General features: G+C 66.1%; 19 protein-coding genes. 16 read left to right on the forward strand and 3 right to left on the reverse strand.

From position 1 onward, the window contains the following. The 5 genes from ABIS05_RS16110 to ABIS05_RS28245 all read left to right on the forward strand — a co-directional run. On the forward strand, positions 1-309 hold a 309-nt coding region (locus ABIS05_RS16110), incomplete at its 5' end, for an isochorismatase family cysteine hydrolase (RefSeq protein WP_348010243.1). 22 nt (positions 310-331) lie between these two features. Then, positions 332-2,110, forward strand: a complete 1,779-nt coding sequence (gene atzF, locus ABIS05_RS16115) for an allophanate hydrolase (RefSeq protein ID WP_348010244.1) — start codon at positions 332-334, stop codon at positions 2,108-2,110. A 42-nt stretch (positions 2,111-2,152) separates the two neighbouring features. Next, positions 2,153-2,950, forward strand: coding sequence for a TorF family putative porin (locus ABIS05_RS16120; protein WP_348010245.1), 798 nt, complete (start codon positions 2,153-2,155; stop codon positions 2,948-2,950). A 69-nt stretch (positions 2,951-3,019) separates the two neighbouring features. Then, positions 3,020-4,066, forward strand: coding sequence for a biotin synthase BioB (gene bioB / locus ABIS05_RS16125; RefSeq protein WP_348010246.1), 1,047 nt, complete (start codon positions 3,020-3,022; stop codon positions 4,064-4,066). 122 nt (positions 4,067-4,188) lie between these two features. After that, entirely contained in the window at positions 4,189-4,431 is a 243-nt protein-coding gene (locus tag ABIS05_RS28245) for a putative quorum-sensing-regulated virulence factor (RefSeq protein WP_407074841.1), read from the forward strand. On the opposite strand, the gene ABIS05_RS16135 is transcribed toward ABIS05_RS28245, so the two are convergent. After that, the gene (locus ABIS05_RS16135; RefSeq protein ID WP_348010247.1) at positions 4,327-5,199 is read right to left on the reverse strand and encodes a LysR family transcriptional regulator; all 873 of its coding nucleotides are present in this window, start codon (positions 5,197-5,199) and stop codon (positions 4,327-4,329) included. The two genes, ABIS05_RS28245 and ABIS05_RS16135, sit on opposite strands and share 105 nt — an antisense overlap. A gap of 122 nt (positions 5,200-5,321) precedes the next feature. Here ABIS05_RS16135 and bla point away from each other — a divergent pair, with 122 nt between their 5' ends. The 7 genes from bla to ABIS05_RS16170 all read left to right on the forward strand — a co-directional run bounded on the left by bla (position 5,322) and on the right by ABIS05_RS16170 (position 11,452). After that, positions 5,322-6,236, forward strand: coding sequence for a class A beta-lactamase (gene bla / locus ABIS05_RS16140; RefSeq protein ID WP_348010248.1), 915 nt, complete (start codon positions 5,322-5,324; stop codon positions 6,234-6,236). A 148-nt stretch (positions 6,237-6,384) separates the two neighbouring features. Beyond that, a complete protein-coding gene (locus ABIS05_RS16145) occupies positions 6,385-6,603 on the forward strand; it encodes a DUF3820 family protein (protein WP_348010249.1) in 219 nt (72 codons plus the stop codon). Beyond that, entirely contained in the window at positions 6,600-7,295 is a 696-nt protein-coding gene (locus ABIS05_RS16150) for a phosphodiester glycosidase family protein (RefSeq protein WP_348010250.1), read from the forward strand. The genes ABIS05_RS16145 and ABIS05_RS16150 overlap by 4 nt, the downstream gene beginning before the upstream one ends. 236 nt (positions 7,296-7,531) lie before the next feature. Further along, positions 7,532-8,233: a PEP-CTERM sorting domain-containing protein gene (locus ABIS05_RS16155; protein WP_348010251.1), complete on the forward strand. Its 702-nt coding sequence runs from the start codon at positions 7,532-7,534 to the stop codon at positions 8,231-8,233. Between the two features lie 200 nt (positions 8,234-8,433). Then, positions 8,434-9,315 (forward strand): ABC transporter ATP-binding protein, encoded by an 882-nt coding sequence (locus tag ABIS05_RS16160; RefSeq protein ID WP_348010252.1) that lies wholly within the window; start codon positions 8,434-8,436, stop codon positions 9,313-9,315. Further along, positions 9,312-10,883, forward strand: a complete 1,572-nt coding sequence (locus ABIS05_RS16165; RefSeq protein WP_348010253.1) for a hypothetical protein — start codon at positions 9,312-9,314, stop codon at positions 10,881-10,883. Before ABIS05_RS16160 ends, ABIS05_RS16165 begins: the two co-directional genes overlap by 4 nt. Before the next feature lie 56 nt (positions 10,884-10,939). Beyond that, positions 10,940-11,452: a hypothetical protein gene (locus ABIS05_RS16170; protein ID WP_348010254.1), complete on the forward strand. Its 513-nt coding sequence runs from the start codon at positions 10,940-10,942 to the stop codon at positions 11,450-11,452. Positions 11,453-11,474: 22 nt separating this feature from the next. On the opposite strand, the gene ABIS05_RS16175 is transcribed toward ABIS05_RS16170, so the two are convergent. Next, positions 11,475-11,870: a YciI family protein gene (locus tag ABIS05_RS16175; RefSeq protein WP_348010255.1), complete on the reverse strand. Its 396-nt coding sequence runs from the start codon at positions 11,868-11,870 to the stop codon at positions 11,475-11,477. 139 nt (positions 11,871-12,009) lie between these two features. On the opposite strand from ABIS05_RS16175, the gene ABIS05_RS16180 reads away from it, so the two are divergent. The 3 genes from ABIS05_RS16180 (at position 12,010) to ABIS05_RS16190 (ending at position 16,386) form a co-directional block, all read left to right on the forward strand. Then, positions 12,010-12,483, forward strand: coding sequence for a carboxymuconolactone decarboxylase family protein (locus ABIS05_RS16180; RefSeq protein WP_348010256.1), 474 nt, complete (start codon positions 12,010-12,012; stop codon positions 12,481-12,483). Between the two features lie 138 nt (positions 12,484-12,621). Then, positions 12,622-13,695, forward strand: a complete 1,074-nt coding sequence (locus tag ABIS05_RS16185; protein WP_348010257.1) for an NAD(P)-dependent alcohol dehydrogenase — start codon at positions 12,622-12,624, stop codon at positions 13,693-13,695. 3 nt (positions 13,696-13,698) lie between these two features. Further along, complete coding sequence (locus ABIS05_RS16190) at positions 13,699-16,386, forward strand: bifunctional acetate--CoA ligase family protein/GNAT family N-acetyltransferase (protein ID WP_348010258.1); 2,688 nt, start codon at positions 13,699-13,701, stop codon at positions 16,384-16,386. 47 nt (positions 16,387-16,433) lie between these two features. On the opposite strand, the gene ABIS05_RS16195 is transcribed toward ABIS05_RS16190, so the two are convergent. Beyond that, the gene (locus ABIS05_RS16195) at positions 16,434-20,312 is read right to left on the reverse strand and encodes a hypothetical protein (RefSeq protein ID WP_348010259.1); all 3,879 of its coding nucleotides are present in this window, start codon (positions 20,310-20,312) and stop codon (positions 16,434-16,436) included. Between the two features lie 240 nt (positions 20,313-20,552). Here ABIS05_RS16195 and ABIS05_RS16200 point away from each other — a divergent pair. Beyond that, positions 20,553-20,813, forward strand: a 261-nt coding sequence (locus tag ABIS05_RS16200; protein WP_407074842.1) for a DUF6929 family protein, incomplete at its 3' end; no start/stop codon positions are given.

The raw sequence follows: 20,813 nt of genomic DNA on the forward strand, positions 1-20,813 counted from the left end.
GGCGAGATGGTCGTCGACAAGGCCACGAAGGGCGCGTTCTCCAACACCGACCTGGACCTCGTGCTGCGCAACCGCGCGGTCAGCAGCCTCGTCATCACCGGCATCACGACCGACGTCTGCGTCTCGACGACGATGCGCGAGGGCAACGACCTCGGCTACGAGTGCCTGGTGCTGTCGGACTGCACGGCCGCGACAGATCTGGCGAACCACGAGGCCGCGCTGCGGATGGTGCTCATGCAGGGCGGCGTCTTCGGAGCGGTCGCGACGAGCGCGTCGCTGCTGGCGGCGCTGCCGGCAGCGGGCCGGTAGTGGCCCGGCTCGGACCATCAGCGTGAGCATCGCGCGGCTGATCGCGGCCTACCGCGACGGCTCGACCGATCCGGGCGAGGTCGTCGCGCGGGCATACGAGCGCGCACGCGCGACGTCGGAGCCGACGTGGATCTCGCTTGCCGCCTGGAGTCGCGTGAAGGCGATGCTCGAGCGCCTGCGCGACGCATCGCCGGCGGACCTGCCGCTGTACGGAGTGCCGTTCGCGATCAAGGACAACATCGACCTCGCCGGCGTCCCCACCACTGCCGCCTGCCCCGAGTTTGCCTACGTGCCGCAACGCAGCGCGACGCTGGTGGAGCGCCTGATCGCGCTTGGCGCCGTGCCGGTGGGCAAGGCCAACCTCGACCAGTTCGCCACCGGCCTGAACGGCACCCGCTCGCCCTACGGGGCCTGCCGCAACAGCGTGCATCCCGACTACCCGAGCGGCGGCTCCAGTGCAGGCTCCGCGCTGGCCGTGGCACTCGGCGTGGCCAGCTTCGCGCTCGGCACCGACACGGCCGGCAGCGGGCGCGTGCCTGCGGCCTTGAACAACCTCGTGGGCCTCAAGGCGACCAAGGGACTGCTGTCCACGGCGGGCGTCGTGCCGGCCTGCCGCACGCTCGACTGCACAACCTTCTTCACCTCAACCGCAGCCGAGGCGAGCCGGCTGCTCGCGCTGACGGCGGGGCTCGACGAGCGCGACGAGTACAGCCGCGCCAACCCGTCGTGGAACGGCGCCGACGCCTTCGGTCGGCCACGTGCGGGCTTCCGCTTCGGCGTGCCGCGCCAGCTCGAGTTCCTGGGCTGCGCCGACAGCCCGCGGCTTTTCGAGGCCACCGTGGCGCGGCTCGAAGGCCTGGGCGGGCAGCGCGTCGACATCGACTTTTCGCCCTTCCTTGAGGCCGCGCGCCTGCTCTACGAAGGGCCATGGGTGGCCGAGCGCTACGCCGTCGTCGGCCCGTTGATCGAGGCCAAGCCCGACGCCGTTCTGCCCGTCATCCGCGACGTGCTGCGCGCGGCCCCTGCTTGCACCGCAGTGGACACGTTCCGCTCCCAATACCGGCTGCAGCAACTCAAGGCGCAGTGCGACCGCATCCTCGCAGACCTCGACTGCGTGCTCACGCCGGCCTATCCGCGCCCGGTCACGCTCGCCGAGCTGCATGAGCAGCCCGTGCAACGCAACGCCGACCTGGGCTGGTACACGAACTTCATGAACCTGCTCGACTACGCCGCGGTAGCCGTGCCGGCCGGTTTCATGGCCAACGGCCTGCCCTGGGGCGTGACGGTCTTCGGCCGTGCCTTCACGGACCAGTGGCTGCTGGGCCTGGCGGACAGCCTGCAGCGCGCCACGGCGCTGCCGCTGGTGGGCGACCGCGCTTTCGAGACCGCGGCGCCCGCGGCCGTCGCGCGCAACGACCGCTCGCGCGTCGTCGTCTGCGGAGCCCATCTGGACGGCCTGGCGCTGAACTGGCAGTTGACGGCGCGCGGCGGCCGGCTGCTGACGGCCACGCAGACCGCACCGCGCTATCGGCTTCACGCGCTGGCGGGCGGCGCGGTGCGCCGGCCGGGGCTCGAGCGCGTCGCCGAGGCCGGTGCGTCCATCGCCGTCGAGGTCTGGGAGTTGCCGAGCGCGGAGCTCGGCTCCTTCCTCGATGCCATCCCCGCGCCACTGGGCCTGGGCAAGGTCGAACTCGAGGACGGAGGCTGGGTGACCGGCTTCATCTGCGAGGGCAAGGGCCTGGCCGGGTCCGAAGACATCACCCGCTACGGCGGCTGGCGCGCCTACATCGCCAGCACCTAGCCACCCGTTCCTGATTTCCCATTGCAACCACGGAGAACCTTGATGAACCCGACCTTTCGCCCCGCCCTAGTCTTCGCCGCCGCCCTGGCCGCCAACGCCGCCTGGGCCGACGGGCCTGCACCGGAACCCGAAAGCACGCTCGCCTGGAACATCGGCGCCGTCAGCGACTACCGCGTGCGCGGCATCGCGCAGACGAGCTTCAAGCCCGCACTGCAGGGCGGCCTGGACTTCACGCACAAGAGCGGCTTCTATCTGGGCAGCTTCGCCTCCAACGTGCGTTGGCTGAAGGATCTCAACGGCGCGACCAAGGGCAACGTCGAGGTCGACTTCTACGGCGGTTTCCGCGGCACGCCGGCCGATGGCTGGAGCTATGACGTCGGCGTCATCCGCTACGAGTACATCGGCAACAACTCGGGCGATGCGGGCACCCCGGGGGCTGGCCTGTTCACCAACGCGTCCACCACCGAGGGCTACGTCAATGTCGGCTTCAAGATGTTCAACCTCAAGTACAGCCGCAGCCTCGGCGACTTCCTCGGCAACCCGAGCAGCTCGGGCAGCCAGTACTTCGACCTGAACGGCACCTTCCCCGTGGCCGACGGCCTGAACCTGACGGCGCACGTGGGCCGCCAGACCATCCCCAACCAGGGCGCCACGGGCAACGCCGGCGACTACACGGACTGGTCGCTGTCGCTGGCCAAGGACTTCGGCAACGGCCTGGTCGCGACGGTGAGCGCCGGCGGGACCAACGCCGCCAAGGGCGCCGGCAACTTCTATCGCGACATGAAAGGGCACGACCTGGGCCGCGCCTACGGATGGGTGGGCGTGAAGTACTCCTTCTGAGAACCGGGCGCTCATTGCCACCCGGGCGCCGCCCGGGTGGCGCCCGCAGACGCAACGCGAAAGCCCGAGATGAATCCAGCCGTCCATCCGATCCAATTCCGGCCACGGGCCGCAGCGCCGGTCGGCGCTGACTGCGGGCATCCGCGCACCGACAGGTGGAGCATCGATGCCATTGAGGCGCTGTTCGAGCAGCCCTTGAACGACCTGCTCCTGCGTGCGCAAACAGTGCACCGCCAGCACTTCGAGCCCAACCAGGTGGAACTGGCGACGCTGCTTTCCATCAAGACCGGCGGCTGCCCCGAGGACTGCGGCTACTGTCCGCAGTCGGTGCACCACGACACCGGCGTGGACGCCACCAAGCTGATGGACGCCGCTGCCGTCGCCGCAGCGGCGAGAACCGCGAAGGAGCACGGTGCGACGCGCTTCTGCATGGGCGCTGCGTGGCGCGCGCCGAAGGACCGCGACATCGAGGCGGTAGCGGCCATCGTGCGGGAGGTGAAGGCGCTCGGCCTGCAGGCCTGCTGCACGCTGGGCATGCTGTCCGAGCCGCAGGCGCAGGCGCTCAAGAAGGCCGGCCTGGACTACTACAACCACAACCTTGACACGGCCCCCGAGGCCTACAGCCGCATCATCTCGACGCGCGACTACCAGGATCGCCTGAACACCTTGGGCCGCGTCCGCAACGCAGGTATCCATGTCTGCAGCGGCGGCATCGTCGGCATGGGCGAGACGCGGCGCGAGCGCGCGGGCCTCATCGCGCAATTGGCCAATCTCGACCCCTACCCGGAGTCGGTGCCGATCAACGACCTCGTGCGCGTCCCCGGCACGCCGATGGCCGACCAGCCCCCGCTCGATCCCCTCGAGTTCGTCCGCATGATTGCCGTCGCGCGCATCACCATGCCCAAGGCGCGCGTGCGGCTGTCGGCCGGCCGACAGCAGATGAGCGAAGCCGTCCAGGCGCTGTGCTTTCTCGCTGGCGCGAACTCGGTGTTCTACGGCGAGAAGCTGTTGACCACAGGCAATCCCGACGTCGAAAGGGATAAGGCTCTCTTCGCCAAGCTCGGCCTTTGCATTGCCGAGGCAGCGGGAACCGAGCACGCGGCGGCGGCGTCCTGATCTCTTTCCCGGCTTTGCGCACTCGGCTGCAGAAGTGCCTCCCGGGTGTCATCAAGCACATCGACGGCGCGCGCGAGCAGCGCGATGCAGCGCAAGCACTGCCCGGCTGGCACGCTGGCCGGATGAACCCGGAAGACCTCCTCAAGCTCGTGGCCACCGAGATGCCCTTTGGCAAGCACAAGGGCAGCTGGATTGCCAACCTGCCAGGTCACACTAGCACCGCAGGCAACAGCCCAGATGCGGCTTCGATGACCACCGCATCAGCCGTGTGCGCAACGCCCGATCAGCCAGTCGCGGAACGCGCGCATCGCGGCGCTCGCGCGGCGCGACTTCAAGCGCGTGAGCCAGTAGCCGCCGGCGTCTAGTTCGATCGCGAACGGCCGCACAAGCCGGCCGCTGCGCAGGTCGCGCACGAACATCGCGCTCGGCAACAACGCCACGCCGGCCCCCTGCGCCGCCGCCTCGGCCATTGCCAGCGACGAGTCGAACACCACGCCGCGCACGATCGGTGGGCTGACGCCGGCAGCCGCGAACCAGCCGGTCCACTCGTCGGCGCGGTATGAGCGCAGCAGCGCCTCGCGGCCAAGATCGCGCGGCGCGCGCAGGCGCTGCGCCATCTCGGGCGCGCACAGCGGCGCGAGCGGCGCGCGCATCAGCGGCAGCGCCTCAATGCCGTGCCACAGGCCGTCGCCGAAACGCAGCGCGTAGTCGAGGCCCTCGCCTGCGAGGTCGACCCGGTTGTTGTTCGTGAAGATGCGTAGGTCAATCACCGGATGTGCGAGCTGGAACTCGCGCAGGTTCGGCAGCAGCCAGCCGACCGCGAAGGTGCCGACCGCGCCGACCGACAGCACCTCGCGCGGCCGGCTTGCCCGCCCGCGGCTGAAGCCGTCGAGCGAGGCAGTGATGCGTGCAAACGCCTCGGCCAATGTCGGCAGCAAAGCGAGGCCCTCATCGGTCAGCGCCAGCCCGCGCGGCACGCGGCGGAACAGCGCCACGCCAAGGCGCTGCTCGAGGTTCTTCACATGCTGGCTGACGGCGGTCGGGCTCAGGTGCAGCTCTTCGGCGGCGCGCGTGAAGTTCAGATGCCGAGCCGCGACTTCGAACGCGCGCAGGGCGTTGAGGGGCAGGTCCATGGGGAATCGCGAGACTCAAGTTTTCCGGGGGTCAAGGCTGCATTATTTCCGATTGTTCGCGCAACCCGTCACGCCTATCGTTCGCCGCGTTTTATCCACTTCCACACCACGAATCCCCCATGATGAACAGACGGAACTTTGCATCGCTGGCACTGCTCGCGCTTGCCACCACCCGGGCCGGCGCGCTTTCTGAAAAAGTGCGGGCAACGGGTTCCTTGCCGCTCGATCTCGCGCAGCGCCTGCGCGAGATCGAGCGCGGCAGCGGCGGCCGGCTCGGTGTGCACATTCTCGACACAGCCACCGGCGTCGAATTTAGCCACCGCGCCGACGAGCGCTTCCTGATGTGCAGCACCTTCAAGACGCTCGCGTCGGCCCTGGTACTGCGGCGCGTCGATCTCGGGCAGGAATCGCTCACGCGCCGCATCGTCTTCGGCGCCGCCGATATGGTGCCGAACTCGCCGGTCAGCGAGCAACGCGTGGGCGGCGACGGCATGTCGATGGGCGAACTGTGCGAGGCCACGCTCACCACGAGCGACAACGTCGCCGCCAATCTGATCCTTGCCAGCTACGGCGGCCCGGCCGCACTGACGGCGTTCGCGCGCAGCATTGGCGACACCGTGACGCGCTTCGACCGCAATGAGCCCTCGGCCAACATCTGGCACGGCGAGCACGACACGACGACGCCGCGCGCGGCGGTGCACGGCATGCAGCGCGTGCTGCTGGGCGACGTGCTGACGCCGAAATCGCGCGAGCAGCTGCGCCAATGGATGCTCGCAGCCACCACCGGTACCAAGCGCCTGAAGGCCGGGCTGCCCGCAGGCTGGACCATCGCCGACAGGACCGGGGCCGCCAGCGACAAAAACGATGGCGGCACCAGCAACGACATCGCCGTCGTCTGGCCGCCCGGGAGCGGTGCGCCGCTGCTCGTCACTGCCTACCTGACGCGCAGCAGCGCGTCGTTCGAGGCACGCAACGCGACGCTGGCACAGGTCGGCCACTTGCTGCCGCTGATCGTTGATCAGCGAACGACGCGCTGACGCGGAGCCGACCTCCGGCACGGAACAGCCTCCCTTTCGCGGGCCGGCATTCGATGTCAAGCTCGGTCACGGCGAGCCATGCGCCGAACCTGGTGCGCGCGTTGGGCGCGTTCAAGATGGCGCACTGACCGGCTGGCACACTGGCCGGATGAACCCGGACGACCTCCTCAAGCTCGTTGCCACCGAGATGCCCTTCGGCAAGCACCAGGGCACGCTGATCGCCGACCTGCCCGGCAACTACCTGGGCTGGTTTGCTCGCGAAGGCTTTCCTAAAGGCGAGATCGGACGGCTGCTGGCGCTCATGTACGAGATGGATCACAACGACCTGCGCGGCCTGCTTCAGCCGCTGCGCGGCGCTCGCCGATGAAGCGCTGGCTGATGGCGCTGGCCTTGCTGCTCACCAGCGTGGCCAGCCGGCCCGAAGGCGGCGGCATGTTCACGGTGGTGCGCGTGGAGGCCGACAAGCTGCGCCTTGTCTGGCAGGACGACAAGGGCCAGCCGCTGCGGCGCCTGGACCGGCTGGCGGCCTGGCTGAAGCCGCAAGGCAAGACGCTCACCTTCGGCATGAATGCCGGCATGTATCACGCGGACGGTGGCCCGGTGGGTCTGCTCGTCATCGACGGGCGCGAGGTCTCGCCGCTCAATCTGAGCGACGGCCAAGGCAACTTTTTCCTGAAGCCCAATGGCGTCTTCCTCCTCGACGCCAAGGGCCCGCGCGTCGTCGACGCGGTGGACTATCCGGCGCTGAAGGAGGGCGTGCGCTACGCCACGCAGTCCGGCCCGTTGCTGCTGAAGGGCGGCGAGATCAACCTGGCCTTCCGCCCGTCGTCGGCGTCGCGCTACATCCGCAATGGCGTCTGCGCGCGCGGGTCCACGGCGATCTTCGTCATCAGCGAGCGGCCCGTCAGCTTCCACGAGTTCGCCAGCTTCTTCCGCGATGAGCTGCACTGCCGGGACGCGCTGTATCTCGACGGCGCGGTGTCCAGCCTCTACTCGCCCAAGTTGAACCGCAACGATCACTGGCATGAGCTGGGGCCGCTGTTCGGCGTGACCGAGTAAGCCTTCCCGGCGGCTCGCCGGTGTCCGACATCGGCTCAAGCCGCGCTGGTCTTGCCGCTTCATGAGCACTGTCGAAAAACTTGACACCGGCTTCACCGGGCGCGCGCAGCGACCGCAACCCAAGAGACTGCAAGTTAGGGATGCGTCAGAGGAGAAATGAGCATCAACCCGCTATTGCGGCTCAGAAGTTGCTTTGCGGGGCGTGGACCTTTCTATGTCCACAAAGGAACCTCGCCATGAAGCATGTCACCAGGATCACTCGCTGCGCTGCCTTGGCAGCCGCTTTGTGCGGCGCGAGCCTCACCCACGCCGCACCCGTGCTGATTGATTTCTCCAACTACGCGGCGACGGGCGTGCACGCGACCGTCTCCAGCGGCAACTTCACCTTCACGCCAGCGGGTGGCACGATTGCGGTCTCGGCCAATGGGGCCAATTGCGCACCGACCTGTGCGGCCAACGGCACCACGGCGCTGGCGGTAGGCGCACCGGGGCTGAATCCGCCCTCCATCGCGCCTGTCACGATGACCACCGCGATTTACTCGTCGTTTCGGCTGACCGGGCTGGACTATGCCGAACTGAGTAATAACTTTGTCAACAACTGGAGCGCCTCGTCGATCCTGCTTGAGGGCACGCTGCTGGGCGGCGGCACGGTGTCGCAGATGTTGGCGATCGATGGCGTGAACGACGGCCCCGGCGGCGACCTCGACTTCGAGGCCGCCGCGCTCAGCGCGATCTGGGATAGCAGCGAGTTGGTTTCGCTGCAGTTCACCGGCTTCATCGGCGCCTCGGCCAACCACGCTTTCCAGCTCGACAGCATCGCGCTCGACGTGACGCGGGAGGGCGTCCTGCCAGAGCCCGGCAGCTTGGCCTTGGCTGGTTTGGCGCTCGCCGGCCTCGCGGTGGCCACGGCCAAACGCGTCCGTCTCCGCCGTATCTGAGGCCCATCCCTATTCCCAGCGGCCAGGCGGGTCGTAAAGGCTGATGCGGCCTCGCGGCGCCTTGAAATCACTGCCGGTGGCCCCGGCCCAAGCCCCGCTTTTGCCGGCCTGACCCGCGCGCCTTGCGGCCTGTCGTAAGCACGTTTGCGGCGCTTCATCGCCTGCCTAACCTGCGAGCCATTCGTAGACAGGAGGCGGCCATGCTGCAGATTCAAAACGTCGTCAAGACCTTCGGAAAAATCAACGCCGTGGACGGCGTGTCGCTGGACCTCAAGCCCGGCGTCGTCGGCCTCATCGGCCACAACGGCGCGGGCAAGAGCACGCTGATGCAGATGCTCGCCACGCTCACCAAGCCGAGCAGCGGGCGCATCCTGCTGGACGGGCAGGACATCGTTGCCAAGCCTGAGCTGATGCGCCAGCGGCTGGGCTATCTGCCGCAGGATTTCGGCGTCTATCCGCACCTCACGGCGCTGGAGTTCCTGCAGTACTTTGCGGCTCTGAAGGGCGTGCGGGACGCGCGGCGCCTGCAGCAATTGCTGGAGTTGGTGAACCTGCACGAGCAGGCTCACCGCCCGGCCGCCGGCTTCTCGGGCGGCATGCGCCAGCGCCTGGGCATTGCGCAGGCGCTGCTGAACGACCCCGACGTGCTCATCGTCGACGAGCCCACCGCCGGCCTCGACCCCGAGGAGCGCCTGCGCTTCAGGCACCTGCTGGGCGACCTGGGGCGGCAGCGCCTGGTGATCGTGTCCACGCACATCGTGTCGGACGTGGAGAACATGGCCGGCCACCTGGCCATCCTGCGCAATGGCCGGCTCGTGGCCTTCGAGACACCCGATGCGGTGCTGGCGCGTGCGGCGGGCAAGGTCTGGACGGCCCTGCTCGCGCCCGCCGCCTACGAGGCGCTGCGCGACCAGGTGCAAGTGCTGCAGGCCCAGCCGCAGGGCGGGCGCGTGCAGGTGCGCATGGCGCATGCGTCGCGGCCCTGCGCCGGGGCTGAATTGGTCAACGCCAGCCTGGAGGAAGCGCTGATGGCGCAACGTTATGCCGATGCGCGTGTGGCCGATGCGCGGGTGGCCGCATGAACGCCGTTCTGGGCAAGGCGCTCGTTCTCAACGAATGGCGGCTGCGCAGCCGTCGCCTGAGCACCCTCGTCATCCTGCTGGCCGTGGTGGTGCTTAGCTGGCTGATGGTGATGGACCCGAAGAGCGGCGTGGCGATGATGGTCGTGCACAAGCAGCGCATGGCCTATGACAGCCAGGCGCTGGCCTTCGGCACCACCTTGCTCGCGTCGCTGCTGTTCGGCCTGGCGGGCTTCTACCTCGCACGCGGTCGCAGCCAGGAGGACCTGCGCTGCGGCACGGCACAAGTGCTGGCCGCCACGCCGGTAACCAATGCCCAGTTGCTCGTTGCGCGCTGGCTCGGCGCCTTCGGCTTCCTGATGTCGCTGGGCACGGTGTTGATGCTGACCGTCTGGGTGCTGCAGTTGGTGCGCGGCGAAGGGCCGCTGCAGCCGTTGCCCTACCTGCAGATGCTCGTCCTGGGCCTGGCGCCGGGCCTGATGCTGTGCGCCAGCCTGGCCGTGCTGGCCGACGCCTGGGCGCCGCTGATGGGCAAGCGCGGCGACGCGCTGTACTGGCTGCTGTGGGTGCTGCAGTTCGCCTTCATCCCCGCCTCGCTGGGCAATGGCGCCATCCACCTGAGCGGCTGGCAGGTGTTCGACATCAACGGTGTGTCGCCGCTGCTGGTGAGCCTGAGCCAGTTGCTGCATGTGACCAGCGTGCAGGTCGGCGGTGGGCCTTTCGACCCCACGCTGCCCGTGCTGCACATGCCCGAGGGCCTGTGGACCCGCGAGCTGGTGGCGCTGCGACTGGGCTCCATGATGCTGGCGCTGCTGCCGCTGGTGCCGGCCGTCCTAACCTTCCACCGCTACGCACCCGACCGCGTCAAGCTGCGTGACGCGGGCGGCCGCTCGCGCGTGGTGCTGGCTCTGCAATGGCTGCTGCGCCCGCTGATGCGGCCCTTCACCCGGGCGCTGGGCCTGCTGATGGTGGCCAGCGCGCGCCTGCCCGGCGTGCCCGGCCGCTGGCTGGCCGACGTGAGCCTGGTGCTGCTCAGCCAGCCGCTGCTGGCGCTGGTGATGTTGAGCTGCGCGCTGGCGTCCGCCTTCGTGCCCGCGCCAGCCCTGATGCCCCTGCTGGCCGTGACGCTCGCCGCCTGGGGCATGGCGGTGGCCGATGTGAGTTCACGCGACCTGCAAAGCGGCACGCTGGCCCTGGCCAGTGCCGTGCCCGGCGGCGCGCTGGAACGCGGCTGGCGGCAGTTGCTGGCGGCCTTGGGCCTGGGCCTGGCGTTGAGCGCACCGGCGCTGCTGCGCTGGGCGGGTGATGCGCCGATGCGGGCGGCGGCCTGCGTTGCCGGCCTGCTGTGCCTCAGCGCGGCGGCAACGCTGTTGGGCCGGCTCACGCAGGGCTCGCGCACCTTCCTGGCCTTGTTCCTGTTCGGGCTGTACCTGAACCTGCAGGACACCGGCGTCGCGGCGCTGGACATGCTCGGCCTGAGCGGTGCCGCGCAGCCCGGCAGCGTGGCGGGGTTTGCGGCGGCGGGCGCGCTGGGCTTGTTGGCGCTGGTGACGGTTCGGCGTCGGACGTGAGGGCAGGGCCATCGCCTACAGATGCCGGCGGCGACGTGGCGCAAGCTGGATTCATCATGAATGCGCCCTTCGCCATCCTCCTGATCGCTGCCGCCCTCGGCGGCGTGGCCCAAGCCGACGAGCTGCCGAAGTCGCCGGCCTGCAGCACGGCGCTGAAGGCACTGGAAGACGCCGAGGACGCCCTCGCGGCGGCCCGGGCCACCGAGTCGCCCATCTCTCAGCCGGACGTGCAACGCCGGGACGCCGTGGCCGCGCGGCTGTGGCCGCTGCGCAAGCGCGTGGCCGACGCCTGCCTGGGTGGGCTCACCACGTCGCCGCCGCCTTCGCAGCGCACCTGGGTCGCGCCGTCGCCGCCTCGTCAGGCACCGGCTTCGCCGCAGGCTCGTAATTCGCCCAAGCCGCTGGGCTCAGAGCCGCTGCTGCGCTGGGAGGCGCCAGCCACCGTGACGCGCTGCAACGGCGCCACTTGCACGGCCAGCGATGGTTCCACGCTGACCCGCGTCGGCCCGAACCTCGTCGGGCCGCGTGGTGCGTGCCGGGTCGAAGGCGTCTTCCTGCGCTGCCCTTAAGCCTCTGACGCGATAGACGCGATCAGCCTTTTCGCCACTCCGGCGGTGTCTCGTTGGTGATGTCCACGGCCCGCGCGCGCTCGGGCTCCAACGGGCGCAGTTCCAGCATCAGCCCAAAGGCCAGGCAGGGGTTCTGCAAGGCCAGTTCGGCCGCCTCGTCCAGGCTGGCCGCGACGATGAACCAGTAGCCACCCACCAGTTCCTTGGTCTCGGCGTAGGGGCCATCGGTAACCAGGCCTTGGGTGATGAGCTTGCCCTCGCGGGTCAACCGGCTGCCGGGCTTCATGCGCCCGCTGGCGAGGTGGCCCTCGTACCAGACATAGAACTGGTCGATGGCGCGCTGGACGTCTTCGGGGCTGGCCCGCTCATCCCACTGGCCACGTGAGATGACGAGGTAGTCGTGCTTGGGGTCTTCCATGCGCGGATGCTAAGGCCGCGCAAGTCGATGTCACAAACGTGGCGGCTGCTTCGTCCAATGGGGACGAGACTCATCACGCAGCCATGACCGACACCCCGACCGCCCGCGCTCACCGCTTCGACCAGGACCCCGCCCCATCATGACCACCCCCCGTCTCGACTACTCCCGCCTCAGCGCCGATCTCTTCAAGAAGTACCTCGACTTCAGCATGTCCTTCAAGATGGATGAAGGCCTGGCGCTGCTGGTGGACATTCGCGCCTCGCAGCTCAACGGCTGCGCCTTCTGCCTGGACATGCACATCAAGCAGGCCAAGATCCACGGCGAGCGCGAGCTGCGCTTGCACCATGTGGCCATCTGGCGCGAGTCGCCGCTGTTCACGCCCAGGGAACGAGCCGCGCTGGCATGGACCGAGGCGCTGACGCGCATCGCGCCCGAGGGCATCTCCGACGCCGCCTATGCCGAGGCGCGCGAGCAGTTCACCGAGGAAGAACTGTCCGACCTGACCTGGCGCGTCGCCGCCATTAACGGCTGGAACCGCATGAACGTGGCCTTCCGCAACGTGCCGGGGTCCAAGGACAAGATGTTCGGGCTGGACAAAGCGGGACTCAGCTGATCTGGCGCAAAGCGCCCGCCGGCTTCGCCTCCTACCCTCCAACGGCGCTCCCACCCTCGACGCACAGCAAGCCTGGGGTTAGGGTGGACTGACGTCATGGAACCCTTCCAGGCGCGAAGCGCCTTTGAAGGATTTCCCATGGCCATGATGAAAGCCGCTGTCTTCGTCGAGCCCGGGCGCATCGTGCTTGACGACAAGCGCATCCCCGATGTCGGCCCGCAGGACGCGCTGATCCGCGTCACGACAACCACCATCTGCGGCACCGACATCCACATCCTCAAGGGCGAGTACCCGGTCGAGCGCGGCCTGACCATCGGCCACGAGCCCGTGGGCGTCATCGAGAAGCTGGGCTCCGGTGTGCGCGGCTACCGCGAGGGCCAGCGCGTCATTGCCGGCGCCATCACGCCCAGCGGCTGGAGTACCGCCTGCCTGTGCGGCTGCGGCTCGCAGGACGGCGCCGGCACGGCTCATGGCTGGAAGGCCATGGGCGGCTGGAAGTTCGGCAACACCATCGATGGCTGCCAAGCTGAATATGTGCTGGTGCCCGATGCCATGGCCAACCTCGCGCCGGTGCCCGACTCGCTGACCGACGAACAGGTGCTGATGTGCCCCGACATCATGTCCACCGGCTTCAGCGGCGCCGAGAGCGCGGGCGTGCGCATTGGCGACACGGTGGCGGTGTTTGCGCAAGGCCCCATCGGCCTGTGCGCCACGGCCGGCGCCAAGCTCAGCGGCGCGGCCATGGTGATCGGCGTCGACCGGCTGGCCAACCGCCTGGCCATCGCCACGCAGATGGGCGCCGACCACGTCATCGACGGCAGCAAGGTCGATGCGGTCGAAGAAATCATGCGCCTCACAGACGGCCGGGGCGTGGACGTCGCCATCGAGGCGCTGGGCACACAGCAGACCTTCGAGGCTTGCCTACGCGTGCTGCGGCCGGGCGGCACGCTGTCCAGCCTGGGCGTGTATTCCACCGACCTGACCATCCCTCTCGGCGCCTTCGCCGCCGGCCTGGGCGACCACAAAATCGTCACCACCCTCTGCCCCGGCGGCAAGGAGCGCATGCGCCGGCTGATGGCCGTGATTGCCTCGCGCCGCGTCAACCTGGAGGCGATGGTGACGCACCGCTTCAAGCTGGACGACATCGAGGCGGCCTACGAGCTGTTCGGCCACCAGCGCGACGGCGTGCTCAAGGTCGCCATAACCCCCTGATCTATGAGCATCCGCCACCTCGACCAGCTTCTCTCACCCCGCTCGGTTGTGGTGGTTGGCGCCTCCAACCGCCCCGGCAGCGTCGGCGCGACCGTCTGGCGCAACCTGCGCGCCGGCACGTTTGCCGGCAGCGTCTTCGGCGTGAACCCCAATCGCGCGGAACTTGACGGTGTGGCGCTGGCCGCCCGCGTCAGCGACCTGCCCGAGGCGCCCGACCTGGCCGTGCTTTGCACCCCGCCGGACACGGTGCCCGGCCTCATCGCCGAGTTGGGCCAACTGGGCACGCGGGCCGCCATCGTCATGACCGCCGGCCTCAACGCTGCTCAGAAGCAGGCCGCGCTGGACGCCGCCCGGCCGCACCTACTGCGCCTGCTCGGCCCCAACTGCCTGGGCCTGCTGTCGCCACGCATCGGCCTGAACGCCAGCTTTTCCCACGTCAATGCCTTGCCGGGCGAGATCGCCTTCGTGTCGCAGTCGGGCGCGCTGGTCACGGCCGTGCTCGACTGGGCGCGCTCGCGGCGCATCGGCTTTTCGCACATGGTGTCGCTAGGCGAGCGTGCCGATGTGGACTTCGGCGACCTGCTCGACCACCTCGCCAGCGACCCGCACACCCGCGCCATCCTGCTCTACATGGAGTCCATCGAGCAGCCGCGCAAGTTCATGTCGGCGGCCCGCGCGGCGGCGCGCAACAAGCCGGTCATCGTGGTCAAGGCCGGCCGCGCCGGCAACGGCCTGCAGGCGGCGGCCTCGCACACCGGCGCGCTGGCGGGGTCGGACGTGGTCATCGACGCCGCCATCCGCCGCGCCGGCATGCTGCGCGTGGACACGCTGCAGGACCTGTTCATGGCGGCCGAGACGCTGGCGCACTTTCGCGGCTATCCACAGCGCGGCCTGACGCTGATGACCAACGGCGGCGGTGCCGGCGTCATGGCGGCCGATGCCGCCGCGCTGGCCGGCGTCGAGTTGCCGCCCTTGAGCGAGGCGCTGCGCGCCAAGCTCGATACCGTGCTGCCGCCCACCTGGTCGCGCGGCAACCCCATCGACATCATTGGCGACGCGCCGGTCGAGCGCTACACCGCCACGCTGCGCACGCTGCTCGACGACCGCGACACCGGTACCGTGCTGTTCATGCACGCGCCCACGGCCATCGTGCGCAGCGAGGACATCGCGCTGGCCTGCGCCCCGCTGGCGCGCGAGGCTGCCGGCCGGCTGATGAGCTGCTGGCTGGGCGACGCCGGTGTGGCCGAGGCGCGGCGCACGTTTGAAGCCGCAGGCGTGCCCGGCTACGACACGCCCGAGGAAGCCGTGCGCGCGTTCTCCATGCTCGCCCGCTACGCCAGCAACCAGGCGCTGCTCACCGAGGCGCCCACCGCCAGCGAGGCCGGGCCGGCCGACCGTGCAGCGGCGCGCGCCGTCGTCGAGGCGGCACTCGCCGATGGCCGCGACATGCTCGACGAGCTGGAGGCCAAGGCCGTGCTGCAGGCCTACGGCATCCCGGTTGTGCCGACGGTCGCCGTCGGCGCCTCGGCAGACGAAGCGGTCGCAGCCGCAGCCACCGTCGGCTACCCCGTCGCGCTGAAGATCCTGTCGCCCGACATCAGCCACAAGTCCGATGTGGGCGGCGTCGTGCTGGCGCTGGCGGACGAAGCAGCCCTGCGCACGGCTGCCGATCAGATGCTGGCGCGTGTCCGCTCGGTCAAGCCGTCAGCACGCATCACCGGCTTCACCGTGCAGGCCATGGTGCGCCGCCCGCATGCGCAGGAGCTGATCGTCGGCGCGAGCGTGGACCCGGTGTTCGGCCCGGTCATCCTGTTCGGCCAGGGCGGCACGGCGGTGGAGGTGATGGCAGACCGCGCCATCGGCCTGCCGCCGCTGAACCGCGTGCTGGCGCGCGAGCTGGTGGCCGGCACCCGCGTGGCCCGGCTGCTCGCCGGCTACCGCGACCATGCGCCCGCGCACATGGACTCCATCTGCGACGTGCTCGTGCTCGTCTCGCAGATGCTGGCCGACCTGCCCGAGTTGGCCGAGTTGGACATCAACCCGCTGCTGGCCGACAGCGACGGCGTCATCGCGCTGGACGCCCGCCTGCGTGTCCTGCCCGCAGCCCGAGCGGGCACGGCGCGCTTCGCCATCCCGCCTTACCCGGCCGAGCTGGCCGAGACCTGGGCCTGGCAGGGCCGGCAACTGTTGGTGCGCCCCATCCGGCCCGAGGACGAAGCCCGGCACCTCGCCTTTGCCGCGCAGCTGGCACCCGAGGACATCCGCCTGCGCTTCTTCACCACCCGCCGCGAGCTGCCGCGCAGCGAGCTGGCCCGCCTGGTGCAGATCGACTACGACCGCGAGATGGCCTTCGTCGTGCTGGAAGCGCAGCCCGACGGCGCACTGCGCACCCTCGGCGTCGTCCGTGCGGTGGCCGACCCCGACAACATCGAGGCCGAGTTCGCCATCATCCTGACCGCCGAGCTGCAAGGGCACGGCCTGGGCCAGCGGTTGCTCGACAAGATGGTGGCCTACCTGCAAGGCCACGGCACGCAGCGGCTGGTGGCGCTGGTGCTGCGCGAGAACAAGGGCATGCGGGATCTGGCGGTGAATGGCGGGTTCACGCTGGATGCGGCGGGGTCGGATCGGGATGTTTATCGTTATGTGCTGGAGTTGGGGAGTGGTGCAGTTTTTGAACGTGCAGGGGTTTAAATTCGAGACCTGACCCTCGTGCCCCGCGGAAATGTGCCTCAATCGGCTTAGGTGAGCCGCACTTCGTCCTCTTCCTCCCTCCTGTCGGCTTCCTGTCCTTCAGAAGTGAATCGCTCGATCTGCGATGTGGCGAACCTTCGAATCTCGGCTTGGGGATGAGTCCGCCACCGTGCCAGGAGTTCGATCATTGGCTGGAGGTGGAATGACACTGATCCCCACCAAGATCTCGGGTGCAGTCTTGCCGCGATTTCGCCGAGCACTCCGTCGGCAGAAAAAAACTCTTCGACAAACGCTTTGGTGTCCGGATGCCAATCGAGCGGACCATCGCTCGGTTTCTGGGTGCAAATTGGCAGCCAGGGCGCAATCAGTCGGGCGCGTATCTCAGGCTCTTCGCGCACCCATTCAAGATAGATATTTGCGGGAATTGCAAAAAGAATCCCTGGCTTGATATGGTCAGAGAGCGGAGGGGCTATCAATCTGCACAGTCGGCTTTGCACATACCAGTCCTTGCTCAGCATAAGTTTAGCCACTCCCGCCCATACTTCGTTCGGATGGATTTTTGCCAGCGAAAGTAATCCGTTCTGAACCGAGCCATCGAGACTGTGAAATGCGTTTTGATGCTTCTTTGCGCAGATGCTGAGCAATTGCTTCACCAGTGCTTTGCAGAATGGAGCATCCACTAGCCCCCTCCGAACCAGCGCCGATATGAGCATTTCGAGGTTGTGCCCGTCCATGGTTTGAACCGGTTCGTCGAACAGGTCCGGGGCAAGCATTGCCGACCGAAGAATTCGGGCCAGTTCTGGTCGAGCGACTTTGTCTCCGTGCAGAAGCATCACCATGATGTCTAGCACCGACCACAGCCCCTCTCGACCGCGCGACACGAGTGCCTCCAAGAGCGGAGCAATCGCATCGGAAGGGAGGTGATCCATGCCCCGACCGTACGATAGCGGTGCGCAGCGGCCCGGTTCAATATCACCGGCGCGGATCAGGGAAGCGACCATTGCTATGTCGGCAGCTTGCAATTCCCCCGCACCAATGATCGCGATGACATTCCGCTTCAGCTGATCCGATTTCAGCGCTAGCCCGAGGCACTCGCGAGCTAGCCTTGGGTCTCGCCGATCACATCCAGAGAAAATTCCACCGAAAAGCTGCATATTTGCCTCAGTTTGATTCTCCTTAACAAAGGCAAGTGCCTGCGCGAAAATATAGATGGGGTCGGCGGCGCGTTCAGCTAACCGCTGGGCAAATGCGAATAAGTTATTTGTGTGGGAGGAGGCGAATCTTTCGACTATTTGCCTTGTTGGCAACGGCTCTGTCGTAGTAATTTTTTCGGCCAATGTCTGCAGTTGGCGAGTGCTGTACTCGAAGTCGAGATTGGAATCTTGAGCGTCGTAGGGATGATCGGGATCATGAAAATCGGTCTCCCATCCGCTTGCATATAGAGCTGCCAATTCTATGGGATCGCTGGGTAATAATTCGTCAAAATACTCCCTTATCTCCAGCCCAAGTGACGCAGGCACTTCGTCTCTATCGAAATATAGCCATTCATTGACTTCTTGAATCACCTCTGGCCAAGTCCCGTGTGCGCCAATAACTTGGGAGATCGTCAACTTGAGTTCTGTAAATGGAAAATTACTTAATAGTCCCCGAACGTGGCTTGCCAATATTGTCATTGCCCGAACATTCATCGGATCGCTGCTAATGGCAAGAGAAGTGAGTCGAGAAATGGCTGCTCGATGGAAATTCCATATTTCGTCTAGGGTCTGCGGCGTCCAATCTTCGAGTCGTTCGGCACTACCAATTTCTTCCGCACCCCCAACTCTTGTGAAATGATGTGTCTTCAGCATCCTGTCGAGCGCGCCTAGGCACACACTTTGCTCTTCGGGGTCTGTGGATTCAAGTCCCTCATCAAGGACGAGTAATCGTGCGTCAGGTAATGCTTCAGTTCCGGACAAATGGAGCTGAAAGAGTTGTTGAAACTGGCCGGTTGCATTGTTGGAAATTCGACGTTCTGTTTCTGCGGCAGCAAGTCTTCTCAACAGGGTTGCGGCGCTGTCAAAACTCTCTCTTCGAAAAGAAAGCTTTTCGAGTGCCCAAACTAAACTTCGGCGACCGCTGCCAAGCTTTTTCAGACCATCCTTGTCCAGGCCGCCGAAAACACGTTGAATCGTGGACATTGTTAAATCGGGGTCAACGTGCACAAATTTGTCAAGGCATGCCCCGCCGAAATCAGATTGCAGTGCTGCGATATTCCCCATTCGATCAGTGTGCAACATGGTACGCGCGAATTCCTTGGCCTGCGCTGTGTTATCTAGCCACTTCAAGCGTCCTAGCAGACTGCGTTGCAAGCGTTCGGTAGCCAGGTCAAAAAACGATACAAGGCGTTGATCGACAAGCAGTGCCAGTCGTCGCGTAGCTAGGGCGGCGGCAAGTGGAACGGGTGACACCTGAATATAGTCACCCCTTTGGACTAGCACCCCTCGCCCCGAGAACGAGAGAATGCGCTCGATGAAAGCGTCATGTGACATTCGAGCAAAATTTTCGGCTATTAGCGCTGCTTCCGCGACAGCTTGTCCCTTTATTCCAACCCATTCAAATAAGCTAAGGCTCTCAAGAGCACGAAGCGACTCGGCATCTATTGATCGGCGGCCCCAAACGATCCTGTCAATTAGCTGCTCTGCGGAACGTACTGCTTTCCTCCCAACACCACCCTGCTGTGCGGCAAGGATCGCCATCCGAGGAAATCCCCTAGCTAACTGTTCGACAAGTCGTGCGTCTGTGTCCGTCAAATTAGGATATACGCTACGAGCAATCTGGCTTATTGCTGTGCCCGATGCCGGTGCCAGACGTAGAACCAATGTGTCGTCCGCTGGCGCGACGCTTGTTTCAACATCAATACTGACAATCCGAAGTTTCGAGTTTGCTCTGCGGGCTATAGAAGCCAGTCGCCCATGGGCATCATCGGAACACTCATCGGCGATCAAGATCGTCGGCGAGCCCGAATCAGCGATCTCTAGCGCCAGCTTCATAATCTCCTCGCCGACAACCGCCAAGTCGGCATAGAGCAGCGCCGCGCTGTCAATTGCATCGGCGATTTGCGTCCGGTGATTGAATAGCTCGTAAGAAAATCGGGTCTTGCCATACCCTGATGGACCAGCGATTCGAAGTGCCGTTTTCTCGCCGCCCAAGAACTTCAAAGCAAACTCGGACAACTGGGAAAAATTCCAAAAATCACCGGCAGTTCGGCCTGTCCCTGCATCAGGGGAATCAATTCCTTCTAATACATATCGTGGCGAAGCATCATCTACCCACGGCACCGCATAGATCTCTTGCGCCAGCGCCCATCCGTCCTGAGAAAGGAACCCTGCAACAGATCGTCCGCGCTGAATTTCAGCCATCCACGCTGCCGCGGATGAATGCTGGTTAATCCAATCGGCGATTCGATTGGCATCGTATATCTCGACTGCGCATAATCGCGGCAAGCTGCAGTTGCAGTCACGCACGGAAGTCAAAAGTGCTTCGCGGAGTGCGTCGATCTTCTGTTCGGTGAAAGCATATGAGCAGAAGATAATATATGCTCCCTTGTGTCGTATCACCTCCCTCATGGCGTTGTTTAGAGTACGTTTTCCGGTTTTCTTGTCTGTTTTTGAAATTTCATCCTTGACGATTTGCGCTGTCAAATTTTGCGCTTTCGCCTGGAATGCTGAGAATCTCGAAGGCAAATAGCTTGTTGATTTGACGCCGCCAGTCCACTCGACCCTTCCGTCCTCACCGCCATCAGATATCGTAATTTGTAGAGGAACTGAAGTCGCGCGAAGTGGAATGCCAACTAGTCTGCATTCAGCAAGTAGCAGGCGCTTCATTAGCTGCACCAACTGCAAACTAGTGAGTCTAGATACCTGCTCGGGCATTGCTTCAAAAATCATTATTTTTCCCTGTGAGTTTGGCAGTTTCTTCGATTGGCATTTTGACGCTTGATCGCCCTCCGATGCCACCGTAATCGAGCCGACATGTCGTCGATTGATTCACGCTGGTTCGGGCGCCTGCTACTCAGCGGTCCTCGCCGCTCTCCCAGCGCCCGCTAGCATCGGCCGCACGCTTACCGGGAGCTTCACCATGCTGAGGTACGAGTCGTCCGAACCCTGTCCGTCGACACAGATGCCGCTCTGGGCCACCTCAGCGCCGCCAGCAGCTTGGTGCAGATTGGCCAGCGACTGTTCGTCGTTGCCGATGACGAGCACACGCTGGCCGTCTTTGACGCGGCGAGCGACAGCCCCGGCACGCTGCACCGTCTCTTCATCGGCGAGCTGCCCGACAAGCCCAAGGCGCGCAAGGCCGCCAAGCCGGACCTGGAGGCGCTGGCGCAGTTGCCGCCGTTTGCAGCTTGCCCGCATGGCGCGTTGCTGGCGCTGGGCTCGGGGTCCAAG

Origin of the sequence: Roseateles sp., from assembly GCF_039929605.1 — a bacterium.
Taxonomy (GTDB): domain Bacteria; phylum Pseudomonadota; class Gammaproteobacteria; order Burkholderiales; family Burkholderiaceae_C; genus Pelomonas.

Excerpts from the sequence above, each read along its gene's own strand:
- ABIS05_RS16120 (WP_348010245.1), top strand. The coding sequence starts at position 2,153 with ATGAACCCGACCTTTCGCCCCGCCCTAGTCTTCGCCGCCGCCCTGGCC.
- bioB (WP_348010246.1), top strand. The coding sequence starts at position 3,020 with ATGAATCCAGCCGTCCATCCGATCCAATTCCGGCCACGGGCCGCAGCG.
- ABIS05_RS28245 (WP_407074841.1), top strand. The coding sequence starts at position 4,189 with ATGAACCCGGAAGACCTCCTCAAGCTCGTGGCCACCGAGATGCCCTTT.
- ABIS05_RS16135 (WP_348010247.1), bottom strand. The coding sequence starts at position 5,199 with ATGGACCTGCCCCTCAACGCCCTGCGCGCGTTCGAAGTCGCGGCTCGG.
- bla (WP_348010248.1), top strand. The coding sequence starts at position 5,322 with ATGAACAGACGGAACTTTGCATCGCTGGCACTGCTCGCGCTTGCCACC.
- ABIS05_RS16145 (WP_348010249.1), top strand. The coding sequence starts at position 6,385 with ATGAACCCGGACGACCTCCTCAAGCTCGTTGCCACCGAGATGCCCTTC.
- ABIS05_RS16150 (WP_348010250.1), top strand. The coding sequence starts at position 6,600 with ATGAAGCGCTGGCTGATGGCGCTGGCCTTGCTGCTCACCAGCGTGGCC.
- ABIS05_RS16155 (WP_348010251.1), top strand. The coding sequence starts at position 7,532 with ATGAAGCATGTCACCAGGATCACTCGCTGCGCTGCCTTGGCAGCCGCT.
- ABIS05_RS16160 (WP_348010252.1), top strand. The coding sequence starts at position 8,434 with ATGCTGCAGATTCAAAACGTCGTCAAGACCTTCGGAAAAATCAACGCC.
- ABIS05_RS16165 (WP_348010253.1), top strand. The coding sequence starts at position 9,312 with ATGAACGCCGTTCTGGGCAAGGCGCTCGTTCTCAACGAATGGCGGCTG.
- ABIS05_RS16170 (WP_348010254.1), top strand. The coding sequence starts at position 10,940 with ATGAATGCGCCCTTCGCCATCCTCCTGATCGCTGCCGCCCTCGGCGGC.
- ABIS05_RS16175 (WP_348010255.1), bottom strand. The coding sequence starts at position 11,870 with ATGGAAGACCCCAAGCACGACTACCTCGTCATCTCACGTGGCCAGTGG.
- ABIS05_RS16180 (WP_348010256.1), top strand. The coding sequence starts at position 12,010 with ATGACCACCCCCCGTCTCGACTACTCCCGCCTCAGCGCCGATCTCTTC.
- ABIS05_RS16185 (WP_348010257.1), top strand. The coding sequence starts at position 12,622 with ATGGCCATGATGAAAGCCGCTGTCTTCGTCGAGCCCGGGCGCATCGTG.
- ABIS05_RS16190 (WP_348010258.1), top strand. The coding sequence starts at position 13,699 with ATGAGCATCCGCCACCTCGACCAGCTTCTCTCACCCCGCTCGGTTGTG.
- ABIS05_RS16195 (WP_348010259.1), bottom strand. The coding sequence starts at position 20,312 with ATGATTTTTGAAGCAATGCCCGAGCAGGTATCTAGACTCACTAGTTTG.